The organism is Stenotrophomonas sp. 2YAF26 (assembly GCF_052114625.1).
In the GTDB taxonomy this organism is placed as follows: domain Bacteria; phylum Pseudomonadota; class Gammaproteobacteria; order Xanthomonadales; family Xanthomonadaceae; genus Stenotrophomonas; species Stenotrophomonas indicatrix.
The window spans coordinates 289,297-310,429 of the sequence record NZ_JBFRFC010000003.1; the positions used below are offsets into that span (position 1 = coordinate 289,297).

General features: G+C 65.3%; 18 protein-coding genes and 6 tRNA genes. 6 read left to right on the forward strand and 18 right to left on the reverse strand.

Features of this window, described 5'->3' with window-relative positions; genetic code table 11:
• Nucleotides 1-217: 217 nt before the first annotated feature.
• The 11 genes from lon to AB4Y98_RS05490 form a co-directional block, all read right to left on the reverse strand.
• Nucleotides 218-2,671: an endopeptidase La gene (gene lon, locus AB4Y98_RS05440; RefSeq protein ID WP_442243924.1), complete on the reverse strand. Its 2,454-nt coding sequence runs from the start codon at nt 2,669-2,671 to the stop codon at nt 218-220.
• Between the two features lie 142 nt (nt 2,672-2,813).
• A complete protein-coding gene (clpX, locus tag AB4Y98_RS05445; RefSeq protein ID WP_025878143.1) occupies nt 2,814-4,103 on the reverse strand; it encodes an ATP-dependent Clp protease ATP-binding subunit ClpX in 1,290 nt (429 codons plus the stop codon).
• 126 nt (nt 4,104-4,229) lie between these two features.
• The gene (gene clpP, locus AB4Y98_RS05450) at nt 4,230-4,856 is read right to left on the reverse strand and encodes an ATP-dependent Clp endopeptidase proteolytic subunit ClpP (RefSeq protein WP_025878142.1); all 627 of its coding nucleotides are present in this window, start codon (nt 4,854-4,856) and stop codon (nt 4,230-4,232) included.
• A 76-nt stretch (nt 4,857-4,932) separates the two neighbouring features.
• Nucleotides 4,933-6,228, reverse strand: coding sequence for a trigger factor (gene tig / locus AB4Y98_RS05455; protein WP_223494343.1), 1,296 nt, complete (start codon nt 6,226-6,228; stop codon nt 4,933-4,935).
• Between the two features lie 191 nt (nt 6,229-6,419).
• Nucleotides 6,420-6,504: transfer RNA gene (locus AB4Y98_RS05460), tRNA-Leu, on the reverse strand.
• Nucleotides 6,505-6,627: 123 nt separating this feature from the next.
• On the reverse strand, nt 6,628-6,954 hold the full coding sequence (locus AB4Y98_RS05465) for a hypothetical protein (protein ID WP_442243925.1): 327 nt from the start codon (nt 6,952-6,954) through the stop codon (nt 6,628-6,630).
• A gap of 255 nt (nt 6,955-7,209) precedes the next feature.
• Nucleotides 7,210-7,285, reverse strand: a tRNA-Lys gene (locus AB4Y98_RS05470).
• Between the two features lie 151 nt (nt 7,286-7,436).
• Nucleotides 7,437-7,512, reverse strand: a tRNA-Lys gene (locus AB4Y98_RS05475).
• Between the two features lie 79 nt (nt 7,513-7,591).
• Nucleotides 7,592-7,668 (reverse strand) — tRNA-His (locus tag AB4Y98_RS05480).
• Nucleotides 7,669-7,841: 173 nt separating this feature from the next.
• Nucleotides 7,842-7,918, reverse strand: a tRNA-Arg gene (locus AB4Y98_RS05485).
• A gap of 38 nt (nt 7,919-7,956) precedes the next feature.
• Nucleotides 7,957-8,033, reverse strand: a tRNA-Pro gene (locus AB4Y98_RS05490).
• 181 nt (nt 8,034-8,214) lie between these two features.
• On the opposite strand from AB4Y98_RS05490, the gene AB4Y98_RS05495 reads away from it, so the two are divergent.
• Both AB4Y98_RS05495 and AB4Y98_RS05500 read left to right on the forward strand, forming a co-directional pair.
• Nucleotides 8,215-8,973, forward strand: coding sequence for a Bax inhibitor-1/YccA family protein (locus AB4Y98_RS05495; RefSeq protein ID WP_099819174.1), 759 nt, complete (start codon nt 8,215-8,217; stop codon nt 8,971-8,973).
• 95 nt (nt 8,974-9,068) lie between these two features.
• Nucleotides 9,069-9,701, forward strand: coding sequence for a flavin reductase family protein (locus AB4Y98_RS05500; RefSeq protein ID WP_394195947.1), 633 nt, complete (start codon nt 9,069-9,071; stop codon nt 9,699-9,701).
• Nucleotides 9,702-9,705: 4 nt separating this feature from the next.
• Here AB4Y98_RS05500 and AB4Y98_RS05505 read toward each other — a convergent pair whose 3' ends face one another.
• The 7 genes from AB4Y98_RS05505 to grxC all read right to left on the reverse strand — a co-directional run bounded on the left by AB4Y98_RS05505 (nt 9,706) and on the right by grxC (nt 14,798).
• Nucleotides 9,706-10,467: a sulfite exporter TauE/SafE family protein gene (locus tag AB4Y98_RS05505; protein ID WP_363730099.1), complete on the reverse strand. Its 762-nt coding sequence runs from the start codon at nt 10,465-10,467 to the stop codon at nt 9,706-9,708.
• Between the two features lie 26 nt (nt 10,468-10,493).
• Nucleotides 10,494-11,402 (reverse strand): LysR family transcriptional regulator, encoded by a 909-nt coding sequence (locus tag AB4Y98_RS05510; RefSeq protein WP_428703526.1) that lies wholly within the window; start codon nt 11,400-11,402, stop codon nt 10,494-10,496.
• Nucleotides 11,403-11,455: 53 nt separating this feature from the next.
• Nucleotides 11,456-12,199 (reverse strand): cysteine hydrolase family protein, encoded by a 744-nt coding sequence (locus AB4Y98_RS05515; RefSeq protein WP_442243926.1) that lies wholly within the window; start codon nt 12,197-12,199, stop codon nt 11,456-11,458.
• 130 nt (nt 12,200-12,329) lie between these two features.
• A complete protein-coding gene (locus AB4Y98_RS05520) occupies nt 12,330-12,740 on the reverse strand; it encodes a hypothetical protein (protein WP_442243927.1) in 411 nt (136 codons plus the stop codon).
• Between the two features lie 129 nt (nt 12,741-12,869).
• Entirely contained in the window at nt 12,870-13,874 is a 1,005-nt protein-coding gene (locus AB4Y98_RS05525) for an isocitrate dehydrogenase (RefSeq protein WP_312107104.1), read from the reverse strand.
• A gap of 244 nt (nt 13,875-14,118) precedes the next feature.
• Nucleotides 14,119-14,511 carry a carboxymuconolactone decarboxylase family protein gene (locus AB4Y98_RS05530; RefSeq protein ID WP_005408260.1) on the reverse strand — a complete coding sequence of 131 codons (393 nt, stop codon included), beginning with the start codon at nt 14,509-14,511 and terminating at the stop codon, nt 14,119-14,121.
• A complete protein-coding gene (gene grxC, locus AB4Y98_RS05535) occupies nt 14,508-14,798 on the reverse strand; it encodes a glutaredoxin 3 (protein WP_442243928.1) in 291 nt (96 codons plus the stop codon). Before grxC ends, AB4Y98_RS05530 begins: the two co-directional genes overlap by 4 nt.
• A gap of 92 nt (nt 14,799-14,890) precedes the next feature.
• On the opposite strand from grxC, the gene AB4Y98_RS05540 reads away from it, so the two are divergent.
• The 4 genes from AB4Y98_RS05540 (at nt 14,891) to ppk1 (ending at nt 20,926) form a co-directional block, all read left to right on the forward strand.
• Complete coding sequence (locus tag AB4Y98_RS05540) at nt 14,891-16,591, forward strand: M48 family metalloprotease (protein ID WP_193601141.1); 1,701 nt, start codon at nt 14,891-14,893, stop codon at nt 16,589-16,591.
• A gap of 116 nt (nt 16,592-16,707) precedes the next feature.
• Nucleotides 16,708-17,397 (forward strand): phosphate regulon transcriptional regulator PhoB, encoded by a 690-nt coding sequence (gene phoB / locus AB4Y98_RS05545; RefSeq protein WP_025878121.1) that lies wholly within the window; start codon nt 16,708-16,710, stop codon nt 17,395-17,397.
• A gap of 105 nt (nt 17,398-17,502) precedes the next feature.
• Nucleotides 17,503-18,834 carry a phosphate regulon sensor histidine kinase PhoR gene (gene phoR, locus AB4Y98_RS05550; protein WP_442243929.1) on the forward strand — a complete coding sequence of 444 codons (1,332 nt, stop codon included), beginning with the start codon at nt 17,503-17,505 and terminating at the stop codon, nt 18,832-18,834.
• Between the two features lie 4 nt (nt 18,835-18,838).
• A complete protein-coding gene (gene ppk1 / locus AB4Y98_RS05555; protein ID WP_312785686.1) occupies nt 18,839-20,926 on the forward strand; it encodes a polyphosphate kinase 1 in 2,088 nt (695 codons plus the stop codon).
• The last annotated feature ends 207 nt before the right edge of the window (nt 20,927-21,133 follow it).

Sequence of the window (21,133 nt, forward strand, 5' to 3'; positions counted from 1 at the left end):
CTTTACAACTCCTTTGGCGGTGGGTTCCGCGTATTCGACAGGGAAGCAACCGCACGACGTCTGCATGCGGTTGCCATGTGGAAACGGTTCGCCGAATTCAGTGAGCGCTGACTGCGATCACTCATTCGCGAGTGCTGCTTTTATACCAGCGGCCCTACCCCCACGCAAGCTGGAAAGCCAGCAACGACGCGGGTTTCAAGCATTTCGACAGGACGCATCAATGCTTGACGCGCGCGTTTCCACTCGGTTTGGCCTTGCTGCGCACCGTGACGCGCTGCGCACTCTTGCGCGTCTTCTTCGGTGCCAGCGGACGTTCCAGCGCCAGATCGAGCACTTCATCGATGTACTTCACCGGCACGATCTCCAGATCGCGGGTGACGTTGACCGGAATGTCGGCAAGATCCTTGCGGTTTTCATCGGGGATGATCACCGTGCGGATTCCGCCGCGCAGGGCAGCCAGCAGCTTCTCCTTCAGGCCGCCGATCGCGGTGACGCGACCACGCAGGGTGATTTCGCCGGTCATCGCCACATCGGCGCGCACGGCGACCTTGGTCAGCATCGACACCAGCGATGTCACCATTGCCGCACCGGCACTGGGGCCATCCTTCGGCGTCGCACCATCGGGTACATGCAGATGCACGTCGTGCTTCTGCAGGAAGTCCGCATCGATGCCGAAGCGCTCGGCACGCGAACGCACCACCGACAACGCCGCCGACGCCGATTCCTTCATCACGTTGCCGAGCTGGCCGGTCAGGATCAGCTGGCCCTTGCCCGGTACCAGCGTCGATTCGATCTGCAGCAGATCGCCACCGACTTCGGTCCAGGCCAGGCCTGTGACCAGGCCGATCTCGTTCTCTTCTTCGGCACGGCCGAAGTCGAAGCGACGCACGCCCAGGTACTTGTCCAGGTTCTTGCTCGACACGCTCACCAGCGCCTTGGACTTGCGCGCTCCCTTCTTCGCCTTCGCCACCGGCTGCGGCCCACCCAGCGCGATTTCCTTCACCACCTTGCGGCAGATCTTGGCGATCTCGCGTTCCAGGTTGCGCACGCCGGATTCGCGCGTGTAGTAGCGCACGATGTCCTGGATCGCATCGCTGCCGATCTCCAGCTCCTCCGGCTTCAGGCCGTTGGCCTTGATCTGCTTGGGCGACAGGTAACGGGTAGCGATGTTGAGCTTCTCATCCTCGGTGTAACCAGGGATGCGGATCACTTCCATGCGGTCCAGCAGCGGGCCCGGGATGTTGAGCGAGTTGGAGGTCGCCACGAACATCACTTCGGACAGGTCCAGGTCCACTTCCAGGTAGTGGTCATTGAATGCGTTGTTCTGCTCCGGGTCGAGCACTTCCAGCAGCGCCGAGGACGGATCGCCACGGAAGTCCATCGACATCTTGTCGATCTCGTCCAGCACGAACAGCGGGTTCTTGCTGCCGACCTTGTTGAGGTTCTGCACGATGCGGCCCGGCATCGAACCGACATAGGTACGACGGTGGCCACGGATCTCGGCTTCGTCGCGCACGCCGCCCAGCGACATGCGCACGAACTTGCGGTTGGTGGCCTTGGCGATGGACTGCCCAAGCGAGGTCTTGCCCACGCCCGGCGGCCCGACCAGGCACAGGATCGGGCCCTTCATCTGCTTCACCCGCGACTGCACTGCCAGGTATTCAAGAATGCGTTCCTTGACCTTCTCCAAGCCGTAGTGATCCGCATCGAGGGTGTCCTGCGCGGCCTTCAGGTCCTTGCGCACCTTGCTGCGCTTCTTCCACGGCACGCCCAGCAGCCACTCCAGGTAGTTGCGCACGACCGCTGCTTCGGCAGACATCGGCGACATCTGCTTGAGCTTGTTGAGCTCGTTGCGCGCCTTGGCTTCCACCGGCTTGGGCATGCCCGCTTCGGCGATCTTGCGCGCCAGCTCTTCCAGTTCGCCCGGCGCATCGTCCAGGTCACCCAGTTCCTTCTGGATGGCCTTCATCTGTTCGTTGAGGTAGTACTCGCGCTGGCTCTTTTCCATCTGCGACTTCACGCGGCCGCGGATGCGTTTTTCCATCTGCTGCACGTCGATCTCGCCGTCGACCAGGCCGACCAGCATCTCCAGGCGTTCGCCCACGGCCAGCGTTTCCAGCAGGCGCTGCTTGTCCGACAACCGCACGCTGATATGCGCGGCGATGGTGTCGGCCAGGCGCGTCGGCTCATCAATGCCGGCCAGGGTCTGCAGCAGCTCCGGCGGCAGCTTGCGGTTGGTCTTGACGTACTGCTCGAACAGCGACATCAGCGAGCGGGCGATCGCCTCGATCTCGCGCGGCTCGCGTGCATCGGTGGCATCGATTTCCACGGCCTGGCCGTGCAGCGATCCATCGCGTTCGCTGACGCTGGTCACCTGCACGCGCGACAGGCCTTCGACCAGCACCTTGATGGTGCCGTCGGGCAGCTTCAGCAGCTGCAGCACCTGCGCCAGGGTGCCGACCTGATAGAGGTCGGCGGCCTGCGGGTCATCGGTCTCGGCCGACTTCTGCGCAAGCAGCAGGATGCGCTTGTCCGCTTCCATCGCCTGTTCCAGCGCATGCATGGACTTGTCGCGGCCGACAAACAGCGGAATGACCATGTGCGGGAATACCACTACGTCGCGCAGCGGCAGGACCGGCAGGTCGAGGGTCTCACTTGGGGAACGGGCCATGGGGGCTCCAGGGAAGGGGAAAACCGTCTCCGGGAGGGCATCTTCCGGAGACAAAAAAAGCCGATGGCCCCGTTATGGGGCCATCGGCTTTCAGATGCAAGACGTTCCGAGAAAATTCTTTCTATTCAACAAGTTGAAAGAATCATTCGGCGCCAGCGGCCTTCTGTTCAGGGACCGGCGGGGTCTGGTAGATCAGGTACGGCTCGGACTTGTGCTCGATCACCGATTCATCCACAACAACCTTGCTGACGTTTTCCTGCGACGGCAGGTCGTACATGGTGTCCAGCAGGACCGATTCGACGATGGTACGCAGGCCACGGGCACCGGTCTTGCGCTTGAGCGCCTTCTTGGCGATGGCCGACAAGGCGTCCGGACGGAACTCCAGCTCGACGTTCTCCATCTCGAACAGTTTCTTGAACTGCTTGGTGATGGCGTTCTTCGGCTCGGTCAGGATGCGGATCAGGGCCGGCTCGTCCAGCTCCTCCAGGGTCGCGACCACCGGCAGGCGGCCCACGAACTCGGGAATCAGACCGAACTTGATCAGGTCTTCCGGCTCGACTTCAGCCAGCACCTTGCCCACTTCCTGCTTGCGCTCGCTGCTCTTCACCTTGGCGCCGAAGCCAATGCCGCCGGCGTCGTTGGAACGCTGCTGGATCACCTTGTCCAGGCCGGCAAACGCGCCGCCGCAGATGAACAGGATGTTCTTGGTGTCCACCTGCAGGAATTCCTGCTGCGGATGCTTGCGCCCACCCTGCGGCGGAACGCTGGCCACGGTGCCTTCGATCAGCTTCAACAGGGCCTGCTGCACGCCTTCGCCGGACACATCGCGGGTGATCGACGGGTTCTCGCTCTTGCGCGAGATCTTGTCGATTTCATCGATGTAGACGATGCCCTGCTGTGCCTTCTCGACGTCGTAGTCGCACTTCTGCAGCAGCTTCTGGATGATGTTCTCCACGTCCTCGCCCACGTAACCGGCTTCGGTCAGCGTGGTGGCGTCGGCCATGGTGAACGGCACGTTGAGCAGGCGGGCCAGGGTCTCGGCCAGCAGGGTCTTGCCCGAACCGGTCGGACCGACCAGCAGGATGTTCGACTTCGCCAGTTCGACTTCGTCGTTCTTCTGGCGGCTCTCGATGCGCTTGTAATGGTTGTACACGGCCACGGCCAGGGTCCGCTTGGCGCGGTTCTGTCCGATCACGTACTGGTCGAGCACCTCGAGGATCTCGCGCGGCTTGGGCAGCGAACTGCGCGCCGACTGCGCCTTTTCCTCAAGCTCCTCTCGGATGATGTCGTTGCACAGCTCCACGCACTCATCGCAGATGAACACGCTCGGACCGGCAATCAGCTTGCGCACTTCATGCTGGCTCTTGCCGCAGAAAGAGCAGTAGAGGATCTTGCCGGTGTCCGTGGAACGACCTTGGCGGTCTTCGCTCATGCTTCGCTTACCCAGTTACCCCACCCGCTGAACGGGGGTTCGATTCGAGAATAACACAGGGCCGGAGGGACATCAGTCCACCCGACCCTGCAGGAACGGGGCCTGCCATGGCCCCGTGAGTGCCGGTCAGCCGGCCTGGATCGACTCTTCCGGACGACGCTCCAGGACCTGGTCGACCAGGCCGTAGGCGACCGCATCGACCGCGCTCTTGAAGTTGTCGCGCTCGGTATCACGCGCGATGGTCTCCAGCGACTGGCCGGTGTGCTTGGCCAGCACTTCGTTCAGGCGCGCACGCAGGGTCAGGATCTCGCGTGCGTGGATGTCGATGTCGGTGGCCTGGCCCTGGAAGCCGCCCAGCGGCTGGTGGATCATCACCCGCGAGTTCGGCAGCGCATAGCGCTTGCCGGCTGCACCGGACGCCAGCAGCAGCGCGCCCATCGAGGCGGCCTGGCCGACACAGATGGTGCTCACGTCCGGCTTGATGTACTGCATGGTGTCGTAGATCGCCATGCCGGCGGTGACCACGCCACCCGGCGAGTTGATGTAGATGCTGATGTCCTTTTCCGGGTTTTCCGCTTCCAGGAACAGCAGCTGCGCCACCACCACGTTGGCCATGTGATCGTCGATCGGGCCAACCAGGAAGATCAGGCGCTCCTTCAACAGGCGCGAATAGATGTCGTAGGCACGCTCGCCGCGGCTGGTCTGCTCGACCACCATGGGAACCATGTTCAGGGCTTTGGTTCGGTTGTCCATTTCGTGAGGTACCTATCTTGGGGGGAAACAACCCCGCGCCAGGGCTGGCGCGGGGTATCCGGGGATCCGCCCGGGATTACTGGCGGATCGCGTCCTGGAACGACAGCTTTTCTTCAGTGTGCTGGGCGCGCTCGGCGATCCAGTCGATCACCTGCTCTTCCATCACGCGGTTCTGCAGGCCAGACATCAGCTGGGGGTCGTTGCGGTACATCTCAATGACCTGTTCCGGCTCTTCGTAGGTCGAGGCGATCAGACGCATCGTTTCATTCAGACGCTTCGGCTCCAGGCGCAGGTCGTTGCTGCGGGCCACTTCGCCGACCACCAGGCCGACCAGCACGCGCTTGGCAGCAGCGTCCTTGAAGCCTTCGTGGGCGTCGGCCGGGATCTCGCCCGGGTTGCGGCCACTGCGGCGGATCTGCTCGACCTGCTGGGCCAGCATGGCACGGGCTTCGTTCTCGACCAGGCGCGGCGGCATTTCCACCGATGCGTAGGCCGCGATCAGCTGCTCGCCGACTTCACGACGCAGGCGGTTCATCAGTGCGCCCTTCAGCTCGCGCTCGAGGTTGGCGCGGATGTCGCTGCGGAACTGCTCGACGTCGCCGCCCTTCACGCCGAAGCTCTTGATGAAGGCTTCATCGACGGCCGGCACGACCGGCTCGGAGACGTCGCTGACCTTGACGGTGACCTGCACGGTCTTGCCCGCCAGCGCCGGCACGCGCCAGTCAGCCGGGAACTCGACGTCCAGGGTCTTCTCTTCGTCCTTGGACATGCCGACCAGGCCCTGCTCGATGGTCTCGAACATCATGCCCTGGCCGAGCACGATGCTGCCCTTCTCGGTGCCTTCGGCCGGCAGGCGCTCGTCACCGGCCTGCGACCAGGTTTCCAGTGCGACCAGGTCGCCGTCCTGCGCAGCGCGGGTGACCGGCGACCAGCTGCGACGCTGCGTCTGCAGGTTCTCGATCATCTGGTCGATGTCGGCATCGGTGATTTCGGCGGTGTGGCGCACCACGGTCAGCTTGCTGACGTCGATGTCACCGAAGTCCGGCACCACTTCGACGGTGGCCACGAAGGAGAACTCACCCTCGTCACCCTTGTCGATGCGCGGGCTGCCGACGATGCGCAGGTCGTGCTCGCGCACGGCGGCGTCGAAGGTTTCGCGCAGCAGGCCGTCCAGCGCCTCGCCACGGACCTGCGCGCCGAAGCGCTGCTCGATCACCTTGGCCGGCACTTTGCCCGGACGGAAACCCTTGATGCGGGTGGTGCGGGCGATTTCGCCCAGGCGGCCGTTGATGTGGCTCTGCAGACGGTCTTCCGGCAGCGAGAAGCTCAGGCGGCGTTCCAGGTTGCCGATGGTTTCGATCGAAGCTTGCATGTTGACTCCTGCCACCGGTGGCGCCCTGGCCCCCGGCTCGATGATGGATGAAACGGTTGTAAGGACGCGACGTCGATGACGCGCCTGCTTGCCGCAGCCCTTTAGTTTCGCCCAATTCGGGCGGCGCCGCCAGCACGGCCGGGCGCAGGGGTTGACGCGGAATGCCCGACTGGGCGGGGGACGGGCCGGCCTGGTGCGAAAGGGGGGACTCGAACCCCCACGCCTTGCGGCACTGGAACCTAAATCCAGGGCGTCTACCAATTCCGCCACTTTCGCGTGGCCGGCTCAGGTGTTCATTGTTGCAGGCGGGGGCGGAAAGCGGAAGGCTTCCACAAAACTGAACGGGGAAATTACCCTTTGGAGTCGGCCTGGGCGCATCCCGCCCCAAGCCGATCCGGGTCAGCGGGCGGCCAGCGCGGGCTCGGGTGTTTCGCCCGCAGGGACGCCGGCCGCATCATCACTGGGCGTTTCCAGCGTGGCGCCATCGACGGAGCGCGCCACTTCAACCGCGCCAGCAGGCAGCGCCTCCCCTGTCGCACCGGTCGACTGCGTGGCGTCGCGACCCTCCACCGGCTGTGCAGCGACGTGGTCGACATCCGCAGATCGCTCGACCGTCCGCGCGTAGTCCGGCGCAGCGGCGGTGGCCGCCTCGTCCGCCCTGCAGCCTGACAGCGCGACCACCACCAGGCCGGACAGCATCACGCCCATGCTCTTGTTGAACGTCATCGAAGCACTCCTCATGCATGCGCCTTCGGCGCGGAACACCTATTGGGAGCGATGCCGGCAGCAACCGGTGAGAAGCAGCTCACAGCATTGAACATGCTGATGACGCATGTGACGCTGATTTCAGCCACGCTTCAGTAGAGCCAGGCGATGCGTGGACTGCGCGCTTCGTGCGGCCTTCATCCACGCATGGCGTGGATCTACCGAAGCTGTTGCAGGAAAGAAAAAAGCCACTTGGCGGACCAAGTGGCTTTCGTCTGGTGGGCTGTCAAGGATTCGAACCTTGGACCTATTGATTAAGAGTCAACTGCTCTACCAACTGAGCTAACAGCCCGAAATCGGGGGGCGAATTATGACCCGATCCGCGAGGGCGTTGCAAGCACTTTCTTCAACGTCGTTGAAACAAGCACCGCAACCGGCGATCCATCGCGAAGGGTTACATCTTGAAGAAAAAAGCCACCGGGCGGACCCGATGGCTTCTGTCTTGGTGGGCTGTCAAGGATTCGAACCTTGGACCTATTGATTAAGAGTCAACTGCTCTACCAACTGAGCTAACAGCCCTTGAAACTCAGGCGCACATTATAGCCGGCGACCTGTTTATTGCAATACCGTTTCGGCGATGCCGATGCGGTTGAATCAGTGGGGTGGCTGAGGGGATTCGAACCCCCGACCACCGGAATCACAATCCGGTACTCTAACCAACTGAGCTACAGCCACCACTGAAACTTTCGCTTCACCGCCGATATCGCCGACGTTGACGCTTGATACGTTGCCCGAGGACTGTCACCGAAGTTCCGGTCCGCCGAAGCGAGTCCGACATTCTGGTGGAGTCGCCAGGGTTTTGCAAGCACTTCTTCACATCCGCCGGCTGCGTTCCGGTGTCGCACCAATGGCGCGCCCGACAGGAATCGAACCTGTAACCGCCGGCTTAGAAGGCCGGTGCTCTATCCAGTTGAGCTACGGGCGCCCGAACCGGAACGGCGTCCAATCCGACGTGATGTGGATTGGTCGGGGTAGAGGGATTCGAACCCCCGACATCCTGCTCCCAAAGCAGGCGCGCTACCAGACTGCGCTATACCCCGGTGTTGCAATCCCCTCGGGTGTGAACCCGGGGAGCTGACCATTGTGGCCAAGCGCCGTGCGAACTGTCAACGCGCAATGCCTGCCCTGCCCCGCCATGACCACGGCTTACGCAGTCATCGGCTATGCTCGCAGCCAGCGGCCGGATGGCCGAATCGCCCCCTTTTCGCACGGAGACCTCGCATGCGCAGCGGCAACCCGGCTCTTTCCGAGTCGACCTTCCTCGATCTGGCCAGTGGCTCGGTGGTAACCAGCCCCGGCCAGGTAATGACCCTCAACGGCACCGTCAACAAGACCGGCTTCCTGCTGCTGCTGACAGTGCTGACTGCAGCGTTTGCCTGGAACCAGACCGTAGACGACTATGGCCAGGTGATGGCCGGCGCCAAGCTGTACGCCATGGGCGGGGCTATCGGTGGCCTGGTGCTGGCACTGATCACCGTGTTCAAGAAGGAATGGTCGCCGGTCACCGCACCGATGTATGCGCTGGTGGAGGGCCTGTTCCTGGGCGCCATCTCGGCCGTGTTCAACATGAAGTTCCCGGGCATCGTGTTCCAGGCGGTGCTGCTGACCTTCGGCACCTTGTTCGCGCTGCTGTTCGCTTACCGCAGCGGCCTGATCAAGGCTACCGAGAACTTCAAGCTCGGCGTGGTCGCCGCCACCGGCGGCATCGCCCTGCTGTACCTGGCCTCGTTCGTGCTGGGCTTCTTCAACATCAACGTGCCGGTGATCCATGACGCCAGCTGGCTGGGCATCGCCTTCAGCCTGTTCGTGGTGGTCGTGGCCGCGCTGAACCTGGTGCTGGATTTCGACTTCATCGAAACCGGCGTGGCCCAGCGCGCGCCGAAGTACATGGAATGGTATGGCGCATTCGGCCTGATGGTGACCCTGGTCTGGCTGTATGTGGAGTTCCTGCGCCTGCTGTCGAAGATCCAGCAGCGCTGATCCAGTCCATGCCGTAAACGACAAGGCCGCGGTCCGTCGGGATCGCGGCCTTTTTTGTAGCGTCGAGCACGCTCGACTCCCGCGGAAACACGCCCATGGCAGACCCCACCCCTCCCCGCTTCCACAGCTATCGCCCGGCCGATGGCCATCGCCTGCCACACGATCCGTTCAACGCCATCATCGGCCCCCGCCCCATCGGCTGGATCTGCAGTCGTGATGCCGACAGCAATGTGAACCTGGCGCCCTACAGCTTCTTCAACGCGTTCAACTACACGCCGCCGATCATTGGTTTCAGCAGCCAGGGCCGCAAGGACTCGCTGCGCAACATCGAAGCCACCGGCGAGTTCGTCTGGAACCTCGCCACATTCGACCTGGCCCAGGCAATGAACGAGAGCTGCCGCGCAGTCGCGCCAGACGTGGACGAGTTCGTCCTGGCCGGGCTGACACCACTGGCCTCGGAGCAGGTTGCTCCGCCGCGCGTGGCGCAGAGCCCGGTGAGCATGGAGTGCCGCTGCACGCAGATCGTGCGTCTGCGTGATGCGGCCGGCAATGACACCGATGGCTGGCTGGTACTGGGAGAAGTGGTCGCCGTGCATATCGATACGCGGTTGCTCGTCGACGGCATCTACGACACTGCAGCGAGCGACACCATCCTGCGCGGCGGCGGACCGGCCGACTATTTCCGGATCACCGCCGACCAACGCTTCCGCATGCTGCGGCCCGCCTGAGCCCTCATCCCGCCGCCCCGCGGGACAGCAGCAACGGCAGCGACGAGGCCAGCATGGCAACGCCGGAGGCCGTCAACAGCCCCAGCACGATCTGCCGGAAACGCACTTCACTGATACCGACATACAGCTTCGCTCCCAGCAGCGTTGGCACCAGCATCGCCGGCGCGACGATGGCGAAGTACGGCAGCATCTGCAGGGTGACCATGCCGGTACCGACATAGGTGGCCATGGTCACCGCCAGCATCGCCAGGTTGAAGTTCTGGATGACCGCGCGCTGCTCGTCCTTGCCGAAGCCACGCAGCGTGCTCCACAGCGTCGGTACCGGTCCGGCGAAGCCACCGATGCCACTGAGCACACCGCCGGCCATACCGGCCAGCGCGTCGCCGAACCGGCCGCCAACGGTGACCCGTGGCAACGAACGCGCCATCAGCATCACCGGGCACCACAGCGCAAGGAATCCTCCCAGCAGCGCCTTGAACCAGACCATGTCCAGCTGCGGCAGCACCAGCACGCCAAGCGGAATGCCCGCCAACCCACCGAGCACGAACGGCAGCAGCAGGCGCAGGTTGAAGCCACGGCGCACGGTGAACACCGCCAGCAACTGGCCGACCAGCGCGCCGAACACCGAAAGCGTCGCCGCAAGCCGGGGATCCAGCCCCCACGCCCAGAACGACATCGCGACCATGCCGAACGCGAAACCCGACAGGCCCTGCACGAACCCCGCGACGATCGCACCCAGGGCGACCAGCAGATACACAGACTCCATCCCCACTCCTTGCCGCTGCCGTGCGACTACCCTGCCGCACCCGACGCTGCAGCGTAATGCGCAGCCAGATGATCGACCAGCGCGCGCACCTTCGGCGCCAGCGCACGTGCATGGGGATACAGCGCGAAATAGCAGCGCGTGCCACCGTGCCAGCTGGGCAGCACGCGGATCAAGCGGCCGGCGCGTAGGTCTTCCTGCACCGTAAGCGCGGTGAACAGACTGATGCCCATGCCGGCCAGCACGGCCGCATACAGTGCCGGCGTGGCGTCCACGCGCAGTCGTTGGCCTGCTTCCACGCTGACGATGGCAGCGCGCGGCCCGTGCAGTTGCCACGGGGACATCGCCGCAACCGGGTTGAATGCCAACAGCGTGTGGTTCTGCAGATCGGCCACCTGTCGAGGCAGTCCATACCGGGCGAGGTAGGCCGGGGCCGCAACAAGGATGCGCGGGCATCGCGCCAGTTCACGGGCGACCAGTTGGCTGTCAGGCAAGGACGGCGCGATGCGCAGGGCGAGGTCGAAGCCACCGCCGACCACATCGACGAGCTGATCGTCGGCCGACAGTTCCAGCGCAACCTGCGGATAGCGCGCCAGGAAGCCAGGCAGCCAATGCGGCAACTCCTGGCTGGCGACCACCTGTGGCACGCTGACCCGCACGCGCCCGCTGGGCTGGGCCTGGCCGGCCCGCGCACGGTCATCGGCGGCCTCCAGCCGGTCAAGCAGCGCCACCGCCTCGCGGTAGTAGTCGCGCCCGGCCTCGGTCAGCGACAGCCGCCGGCTGTTGCGATCCAGCAGCCGCACCTGCAGGTGCTCTTCAAGTTGACGCAGCTGCCGCGACATCGCCGAATGGGTGGTACCCAGCCGCTCGGCGGCGGCAGTGAAACTGCCGGCGTCGACGATCGCGCGCAGGGCTCGCAGGGCGGCGAAATGGTCCATCGGCAGCGCGCTCCAGTCGGCGGGGCCCGCAGGCTGCGGACCCCGCCAGCTTATCAAGTGCCGTTGCCTGCCTTGCGCACCGGAAGGGCCAGAATCGCCGAGGTGGTCATCACATCGCCAAAGGCATCCTCGATCTGCGCCAGCGATGCCTCATGCAATGCGCGATGGCCGATGGTCCCGCCATTGGCCAGATCCAGATCACGGCTGGCAGAGGCATCGGAAGCCACGATCACCCGGTAGCCGCGCGGCGCCGCCGCAGCATCGCGTGCAGCACCGGCAACGCAGGCATGGGTCTGCAGCCCGGTGACGATGAGGGTGTCGATACCGGCATCCTTCAGCACCTTGTCCAGTGCCGCTGCCGAGGCACCGGCGAACACGCTGACGTTGTCCTTCGGCACCACGGTCTCGCCCTTGCGCGGTTGCATGTCACGGTGGAATGCCGCGTTGACACTGCCCTCTGCAAACAGCGGCGCGCCTGCCGGCAGTACGTGCTGCACATGGATCACGCGGATGCCGTTGGCATCAGCGAAGTCGATCACGCGACGCGTCTGCCTCAGGGCCGACACACCATCGGGAATGACCATGCGACCACCGGCGAAACCGGGCGCGGCGCTGGCGTCGAAGTACTCGTTCTGGAAGTCGATCACCAGCACGGCGGTCTTCGCTGCGTCGAGCGAGGTGACGGCCGGAGCGCCGGCCATATGCCGGATGGTGGGGTGGACCGGCTCGGCGGCGACAACCGGTGCAGTGGCAGCCATGCCGATCAGGCCGGCCAGGCCGAAAGCAGTGAGGTTCATGGTCAAGCTCCTGTGCGGTGGAAAGTGGGCACAGGATGAGGAGCATTGAATGCACGAACCAGCCATCGGCCGGCACACGATCTGTGCACGAATCGCACAGATCATTTCGTACCGTCGAGCTTGGGCGATGTTACGAGGTCAGCTTTGCCCCATTGAGCCGTACGATCATCGCGTACTCGCGCCCGAGCACGACTTCGGCGGTATTGCTACCGGTGCGCAGGGCATGCTTCAGGCTCGCCGGATACTTCACCGGCACGCCAGCCAGAGTGTGGACATGGCGGGGAGGCGCATTGGCACTCCTGATGACGAATTCCGCGCAGGCCCCTTCCAGCAGGAGAACCGGCGCCCCTGCCGGAAACTCGATCAACTGCAGTACGCGCTCCTCGGACCGCCGCATGCTGCGAACGGGTGCCCCCTCCCTGCGCAGGCGGCGCAGCGCGCGCTGCGAACGGGACCATGGCCAGTAGAAGACGAAGTAGATGGCCACGCCCAGAAGGTAAACGGCAGCAGCCACCAGGATCCACACAGCCGTCTCAGACATCCATAAAACCTGTCGGTGAAGAACGCGCAGCTCAAAACGCAGACGGGCCGTACAAGGACGGCCCGTCTGCAACTACCCGAAGCGCTGCGGGAATCTGCGTGCGACGATCCCCAGCAGGACAGCCGCCGCTTACAGGCGGCTGGCGATCGCCTTGGCGAAGCCCATCGTATTGCCGGTGCCGCCGAGGTCGCCGGTCAGCGAATCCTTGGCTTCCATCGTGGCGACGATGGCCTTGCGCAGGCGCTCGGCGTTTTCCGGCTGGCCGACGTGGTCGAGCATCTGTGCCGCTGCCAGCAGCAGGGCACACGGATTGGCCTTGCCCTGGCCGGCGATGTCCGGCGCGGTGCCGTGCACGGCTTCGAAGATCGCCGCGTCCTTGCCGATGTTGGCGCCCGGGGCCAGGCCCAGGCCACCGACCAGACCGGCGCACAGGTCGGAAATGATGTCACCGAACAGGTTGGTGGTGACGATCACATCGAACTGTTCCGGACGCATCACCAGCTGCATGCAGCAGTTGTCGACGATCATTTCCTGGAACTCGATGTCCGGGTACTGCGCGGCGACTTCGCGCGCCACGGCCAGGAACAGGCCCGAGGTCGACTTGATGATGTTGGCCTTGTGCACGGCGGTGACCTTCTTGCGGCCGACACTGCGGGCCAGCTCGAAGGCGTAACGCACGATGCGCTCGGAGCCCTTGCGGGTGATGCGGGTGCCGGAGAACGCGGTCTCGCCGTCGGCCGACACTTCCTGGCCTTCAGCCAGGTACGCACCTTCGGTGTTCTCACGAACGGTGATCAGGTCGACGTTTTCAAAGTGCGACTTGGTGTTCGGGAAGGTGTGGGCCGGACGCACGTTGGCGTACAGGTCGAAGTGACGACGCAGGCTGACGTTGATCGAGGTGAAGCCGCCACCGACGGGGGTGGTCAGCGGGCTCTTCAGCGCGACCTTGTTGCGCGCGATCGATTCCAGGGTCACCGCCGGCATCAGATCGCCGTGCTTCTCCAAGGCCACCAGGCCGGCGTCGGCGTCTTCGTACTCCAGGCCAGTGTTGAGCTGGTCGAGCACGAACAGGGTGGCGTCCATGATTTCCGGGCCAATGCCGTCGCCGCGGATGACCGTAATTTTCTGCGTCATTGATCGATGTTCCGAACAGGGGGAAAAACGCCGTCCGGACGTGCCCGGAAACGCCGGCGCAAAGGAAGTTTCACCCGCAATTATGCCTGAGCCGGGGCCGAGGCCCCAAATAGACCATGGTCCCAGTCCCCGGCTCAGGCAGAATTGCCCGCGCGCCCTTGAACAACAAGGGGGCTCCTGGGCTGCTGGATCGCGGGGAAGGCCCGGCACTACCAGAGAGCCCGGTTCGCGGTAGCGGCCGGGCTCAGTGCTCGTGCGCTGCCGGGGCGGCGGCGCCACCTTCCAGCTGGTCGAGGAAGTCCACCGCGCGGCGCAGGTGCGGGATCACGATCGAGCCGCCGACCACCAGGCCTACCGAGAAGGTCTCGAAGAACTCCTCACGGGTGACGCCGGCGTCCTTGCACTGGGCCACGTGGTAGCTGATGCAGTCGTCGCAGCGCAGCACCATCGAGGCCACCAGGCCCAGCAGCTCCTTGGTCTTCACGTCCAGCGCGCCGGCCTGGTAGGTCTGCGTATCCAGCGCGAAGAAGCGGCGCACCACCTGGTTCGGCTCGCCCAGGATGCGTTCATTCATGCGCTTGCGGAAGTCGGTGAACTCGGCGATCCGGTCCTTGCTGCCGTCGTCGGCCGCGCTCATGCCTGGCCCTGCCCGGCCAGCAGCGGCTCGAGCTTGCCTTCACGATGCAGGGCCATCATGTCGTCGTAGCCGCCAACGTGGACGTCGCCCACGAAGATCTGCGGGACGCTGGTGCGGCGGGTCTTGGCCATCATCTTCTCGCGCTCGACCGGGTCCAGGTCGATGCGGACCTCGGTCCATTGCTGGCCCTTGCTCTTGAGGAAGTTCTTGGCGGCCACGCAGTACGGGCAGACGGCGGTGGAATAGATGGTGATGGCGGGGGTAGCGCCGGAGGACTGGGCTGTCACGGGAAACTCCACGATGGATCGACGGTCCATATATGGTACCGGTGCGCTGGAATTTCCACGCCACGCCCGCAACACTGTGGATTGATTAACGAATGGTTGCCCCCTGCCCTGCCACGCTGGGCAGACCCTGCCCGAGGACCGACCGCTTGCGACCCCTGCTGCTCACCGCTGCCCTCACCCTGGCCCTGGCCGCCCCGCTGGCGCAGGCCCAGGAGAAGCTGCCGGACATCGGCTCCTCGGCGGGCGAACTGCTGACCCCGGCCCGGCAGGCCGAGTACGGCGCGATGATGCTGCGCGAGCTGCGCAACTATGGCTACCTGCTGGACGATCCCCTGGTCAACGACTGGCTGCAGACCATGGGTACCCGCCTTGGCTCCAACAGCGACCAACCGCGCCAGCCCTACACGTTCTTCGTGATGAAGGACCGCCAGATCAATGCCTTCGCCACCCTCGGCGGCTATATCGGCGTCAATGCCGGCCTGGTGCTGACGGCCGAGCGCGAAGACGAGGTGGCGGCGGTGCTGTCCCACGAAATCGCCCACGTCACCCAGCAGCACGTGCTGCGCGGGGTTGAGCGCGCCCAGCGCGACCAGATCCCGATCCTGCTGGGCATGCTGGCGGCAGTGGTTGCCGCCCAGGCCAGCAACAGTTCGTCCTCGGGCAACGCGACCATGGCCGCGATCAGCTCGGGCATGGGCCTGATGCAGCAACGGCAGATCGACTACACCCGCTCAAACGAATCGGAGGCCGACCGGCTGGGCATCCGCACGCTGTCGCGCAGCGGCTACGACGTGGATGCGATGGCCGGCTTCTTCGAGCGCATGTCCTCGGCGATGCGCGGCAACGATGGCGGCTACAGCGTTCCGGACTTCCTGCGCACACACCCGGTCAACACCACCCGCATCAGCGAGGCCAAGGCCCGCGCCGAACAGATGAAGAAGGACACGGTGCTGCTGACCACGCGTACGCCCAGCGGCGAGCGCAAGGAGCGGGTGGATCCCGCCGACCCGACCCTGGGCGATCCGCTGCTGCGTGGCATCAACCCGCTGCTGCCCGGCAGCGTGCTGCGGGTTCCGATCGGCCAGCTCAGCCGCGGCGCCAGTGGCGACTTCAACTGGGCCCGTGAGCGCCTGCGCGTGCTCAGCGCCGACAGCCCGGCCGACCTGCAACGCGAGTACGCCGATCTTGCGCGGAGGCAGAAGGACGGCCTGGATGACGCCCAGCGCTATGGCCAAGCGCTGGCCACGATGCGCGGTGGCCGCAGCGGTGCCAGCCAGGCCCGGCAGACCCTCACCGACCTGCTGAAGACCCACCCGGACAGCCTGTGGGTCGCCCTGGCCCTGGCCGAAGCGGAATCGCGCACCGGACAATCCACCCAGGCCAATGCGCGCTTCGAGCAGCTGCTGCACGAACACCCCAACAGCCGGCCGGTGGCCCTGACCTACGCCGAGATCCTGAACGAGCAAGGAGGCCAGGCCGCGGGCCAGCGCGCGCAGGCGATGCTGCGCCCCCTGCTGTCGCAAAGCGGTAACGATCCGGTCTTCCAGCAGCGCTACGCCCGCGCCAGTGAACTGGCCGGCGACAGTGTCCGCGCCAGCGAGGCCTATGCCGAGGCGGCGTTCCTGGGCGGGCGCCCGGAACAGGCCCTGATGCAGCTGCAGGCACTCAAGCGCAACCCCGCGCTGGACTATGTAGGTCGGGCCCGGGTGGATGCGCGGATCGAGTCGATCACGCCCACCGTGCTCGAGCTGCGCCGGCAGGGCGTGCAGGACCCGGATCTGGACCGCCGCTGAGTGCGGCATGACCGGCAGATGGCAGCAATGCCAGATGCCGGCCAGGCAGTCACAAACATGTCATCAAACCGTAGTCTACTGGCACCACTCCAGTAACTGAGCCCTACGGTGCCCTCGTGCAGAAACGCATCCTGATCGTCGATGACGAGCCCGCGATCCGCGAAATGGTCGCCTTCGCCCTTCGCAAGGGCGATTACGAACCTGTCCACGCCGGTGACGCCCGCGAGGCCCAGACCGCCATCGCCGACCGCGTCCCCGACCTGATCCTGCTGGACTGGATGCTGCCCGGCACCAGCGGCCTGGACCTGGCCCGGCGCTGGCGCAAGGAAACCCTCACCCGCGAAGTGCCGATCATCATGCTGACCGCGCGCGGCGAAGAGAACGACCGCGTCGGCGGCCTCGAAGCCGGTGTGGACGACTACGTGGTCAAGCCGTTCTCGGCGCGCGAACTGCTGGCGCGTATCCGCGCGGTCATGCGCCGCGCCCGCGACGATGACGAGGACGGCAGCGTGGCGGTGGGTGCGATCCGCATCGACGGTGCCGCCCATCGCGTGTTCGCCAACGACCAGCCGGTGCCGATCGGCCCGACCGAGTACCGCCTGCTGCACTTCTTCATGACCCACCCCGAGCGCGTGTATACGCGCGCACAGTTGCTGGACCACGTGTGGGGCGGCAGCGTGTATGTGGAAGAACGCACCATCGACGTGCATATCCGCCGCCTGCGCAAGACGCTGGAACCGTTCAACGCCGAGAACATGGTGCAGACCGTGCGCGGCGCCGGTTACCGCTTCTCCACCGCAACCTGAGCCTCGTCGTGCCGGCGCCGTGCACCCCACCGTGCCGGCGTCGGCAACTCTGCTATAACTTCCGGTTCACCTGCGTGAACCGCCGCAACCCACGACGAGACCGCAATGCCCCGCCACATCCGCTCTGCCTGGTTGAAGACACTGGCCACCGTGGCCACCGTGTTGCTGTTGGCCGGTCTGGTCGGTTGGTTCACTGGCCACCTGTGGCTGTGCATCGCGCTGGCGGCACTGGCGACGCTGGTCTGGCACTACTGGCGGCTGCGCCGCGTGCTGCGCCGGCTGACCGCGCGCCAGCGCTGGGATACCGCCGCCGAAGGCACCGGCGTCTGGAACGAACTGGACCGCCTGCTGTACCGCAACCAGGTCGAGATGCGCGTGCGCAAGCGGCGACTGCTGGACATGCTGCGCAGCTATCGCGCCGCAGCGGCCGCGCTGCCCGACGCCGTGGTGGTGCTGGACCGCAACAGCCAGCGCGTGCAGTGGTTCAACGAAGCGGCCACGGCCCTGCTCGGCCTGCGTCATCCGGGCGATCTGGGTGAAGCCCTGGTCGAACGCCTGCAGCCGATGCCGCTGGCGCACTGGCTGGCCGGTGGCCGCAATGCCGAACCGATCCTGGACGTGCCCTCGCCGGTCGATCCTGCGATCCGCCTGAACCTGCGCCTGATTCCCTATTCGTCCGACTACTGGCTGTTGATCGCCCGTGACGTCAGCAAGCTGCTGCGCCTGGAACAGGTGCGCCGCGACTTCGTGGCCAACGTTTCACATGAGCTGCGCACCCCGCTCACCGTGGTCCACGGCTACCTGGACATGATGGACCCGGAGGATTTCCCGGGAACCGGACCGATGCTGGAAGAAATGCGCAAGCAGAGCCAGCGCATGGCCCAGCTGGTGGAGGACCTGCTGACCCTGTCGCGGCTCGAATCGCAGGAACACAGCGAGGCCGAGACGGTGGCCATGCAGCCCATGCTGGCCACCCTGCGCCGCGAAGCCGAAGCGCACAGCCAGGGCCGCCACCAGATCAGCATCGACGACCTGGCCGGCGTGGACCTGCAGGGCTCGACCAAGGAACTGCACAGCGCGTTCTCCAACCTGGTCACCAACGCGGTGCGCTACACCCCGGCCGGTGGCCGCATCGCGGTGGAGTTCCGACGCGAGGGCGACGGCGTGGTGCTGGCGGTGCGTGACACCGGCTACGGTATTCCCGCCACGCACCTGCCGCGCCTGACCGAACGCTTCTACCGCGTCTCGAGCAGCCGCTCGCGCGAAAGCGGCGGCACCGGCCTGGGCCTGTCGATCGTCAAGCACATCCTCGGTCTGCACCACGCACGCCTGGAAATCGACAGCGAGGTCGGCAAGGGCTCGGTGTTCGCCTGCCATTTCGATGCCGACCACGTGCGACCGCGTGAGTCCGCCCCCCTGACCTCCTTCGAAGAATGACGCCATGAGCAGCCTCGGATCCCTCCCCCTCCCCGTGAGCACGGACAGCGATCCGTTGCGCGACCCGGCGCTGTACATCAACCGCGAACTGTCGCAGCTTGATTTCAACTTCCGCGTGCTGGCGCAGGCGATGGACCCGCAGGTGCCTCTGCTGGAGCGCCTGCGCTTCATGTGCATCTCCTGCACCAACCTGGATGAATTCTTCGAGATCCGTGCCGCCGCGGTCCGCCATGCACAGGAGTTCGGCCTGCCGCCGGCACCGGACGGCATGAGTCCGCAGGCCATCCTCAATGCCATCCACGAGCGCGCCGCCGAGCTGGTGGACCAGCAGTACCGCTGCTGGAACCAGACGCTGCGCCCGGCGCTGATGGAGGCCGGCATCGGGGTGCTCGGCCGCAACTCCTGGACCCACCGCCAGAAGCGCTGGCTGCGCGCCTACTTCCGCAACGAGATCATGCCGGTGCTGTCGCCGCTGGGCCTGGATCCGGTGCATCCGTTCCCGAAGATCCTCAACAAGTCGCTGAACATCGTGGTGGTGCTGAAGGGCACCGATGCGTTCGGCCGCACCGGCCACCTGGCCATCGTGCGTGCGCCGCGTTCGCTGCCGCGGATCATCCAGCTGCCGGAAAAACTCGGCGGCCCGCAGAACTTCGTGTTCCTGTCCTCGGTGCTGTCCACCTTCGTGGACGAATTGTTCCCGGGCCTGGAAGTGCTGGGCGCCTATCAGTTCCGTGTCACCCGCAACTCCGAGCTGGTAGTGGATGAGGAGGAAGTGGAGAACCTGGCGCTGGCCCTGCGCGACGAGCTGGTGGACCGTGGCTACCGCCCTGCGGTGCGCCTGGAGATCGCCCACGACATGCCGCGCGACATCGTCCGCACCCTGCTGCAGAACTTCGGCCTGACCGAGAACGCGGTGTACCGCATTGACGGACCGGTCAACCTCAACCGCATCATCCAGCTGTACGACCTGATCGCCCAGCCGGACCTGAAGTATCCACCGATGACACCGCGCACCCTGCGCGACAGCGATGGCATCTTCGAGACCACCGCGCGCAAGGACCTGCTGCTGCACCACCCCTTCGACGCTTTCGCCGCGGTGCTGGACCTGATCCGTCAGGCCGCGCTGGATCCGAACGTGCTGGCGATCAAGCAGACCCTGTACCGCACCGGCAAGGATTCGCTGATCGTCGACGCGCTGATCCAGGCCGCACGCGCCGGCAAGGATGTGACCGTGGTGGTCGAGCTGCGCGCGCGCTTCGATGAAGAGGCCAACCTGGGCCTGGCCGATCGGCTTCAGGAAGCCGGCGTGCAGGTGGTGTACGGCGTGGTCGGCTACAAGACTCACGCCAAGATGCTGCTGATCGTGCGCCGCGAAGGCCGCAAGCTGCGCCGCTACGTGCACCTTGGCACCGGCAACTACCACAGCGGTACCGCGCGCGCGTACACCGACCTGAGCCTGATCACCGCCGATGCGGACATCGGCAACGACGTGCACCTGCTGTTCCAGCAGCTGTCCGGGCTGGCATCAAAGATGAAGCTCAAGCGCCTGCTGCAGTCGCCCTTCACCCTGCACACCGGGATCCTGGCGAGGATCGAGCGCGAGACGCGCATCGCAGCGGCCGGGCGACCAGCGCGGATCATCGCCAAGATGAACGCCCTCAACGAAGCGCAGGTGATCCGTGCGCTGTACGCCGCCTCGCAGGCGGGTGTGCAGATCGACCTGATCATCCGTGGCGCCTGCACGCTGCGCCCGGGCGTACCGGGCGTGTCGGACAACATCCGCGTGCGCTCGATCGTCGGCCGTTTCCTGGAACACAGCCGGGTCTACTGGTTCGGCAACGACGGCGCACCGGAGCTGTACTGCGCCAGCGCCGACTGGCTGGAACGCAACCTGCTGCGCCGGGTGGAAACCTGCTTCCCGATCCTCGACCCGGCGCTGGCCAAGCGGGTGTACCGCGAGGTGCTGCAGAACTACCTGGACGACAACCTCAACGCCTGGGAGCTGGATGCCGAAGGCATCTACCACAAGCGCGCACCGGCCCACGACGAAGCCCCGCATTCGGCGCAGATGGCGTTGATGCAGGGCCTCTGACCCGGTAGGTGCGGACCTTGGTCGGCACGTTTGGATTCATCCACGCATGGCGTGGATCTACTGTGTCGACCAAGGTCGACACCTACCAAGAGCAGCCCATGCCATTCCGRCAGATCGCGGARAWCTGYCGAAGGCGGGGTGGGTCCGGTTGCGGGGGTGTMMGCGSCATGGATGSCGCGSCCAAGCCCCCAAGGATGGGTTCACGGC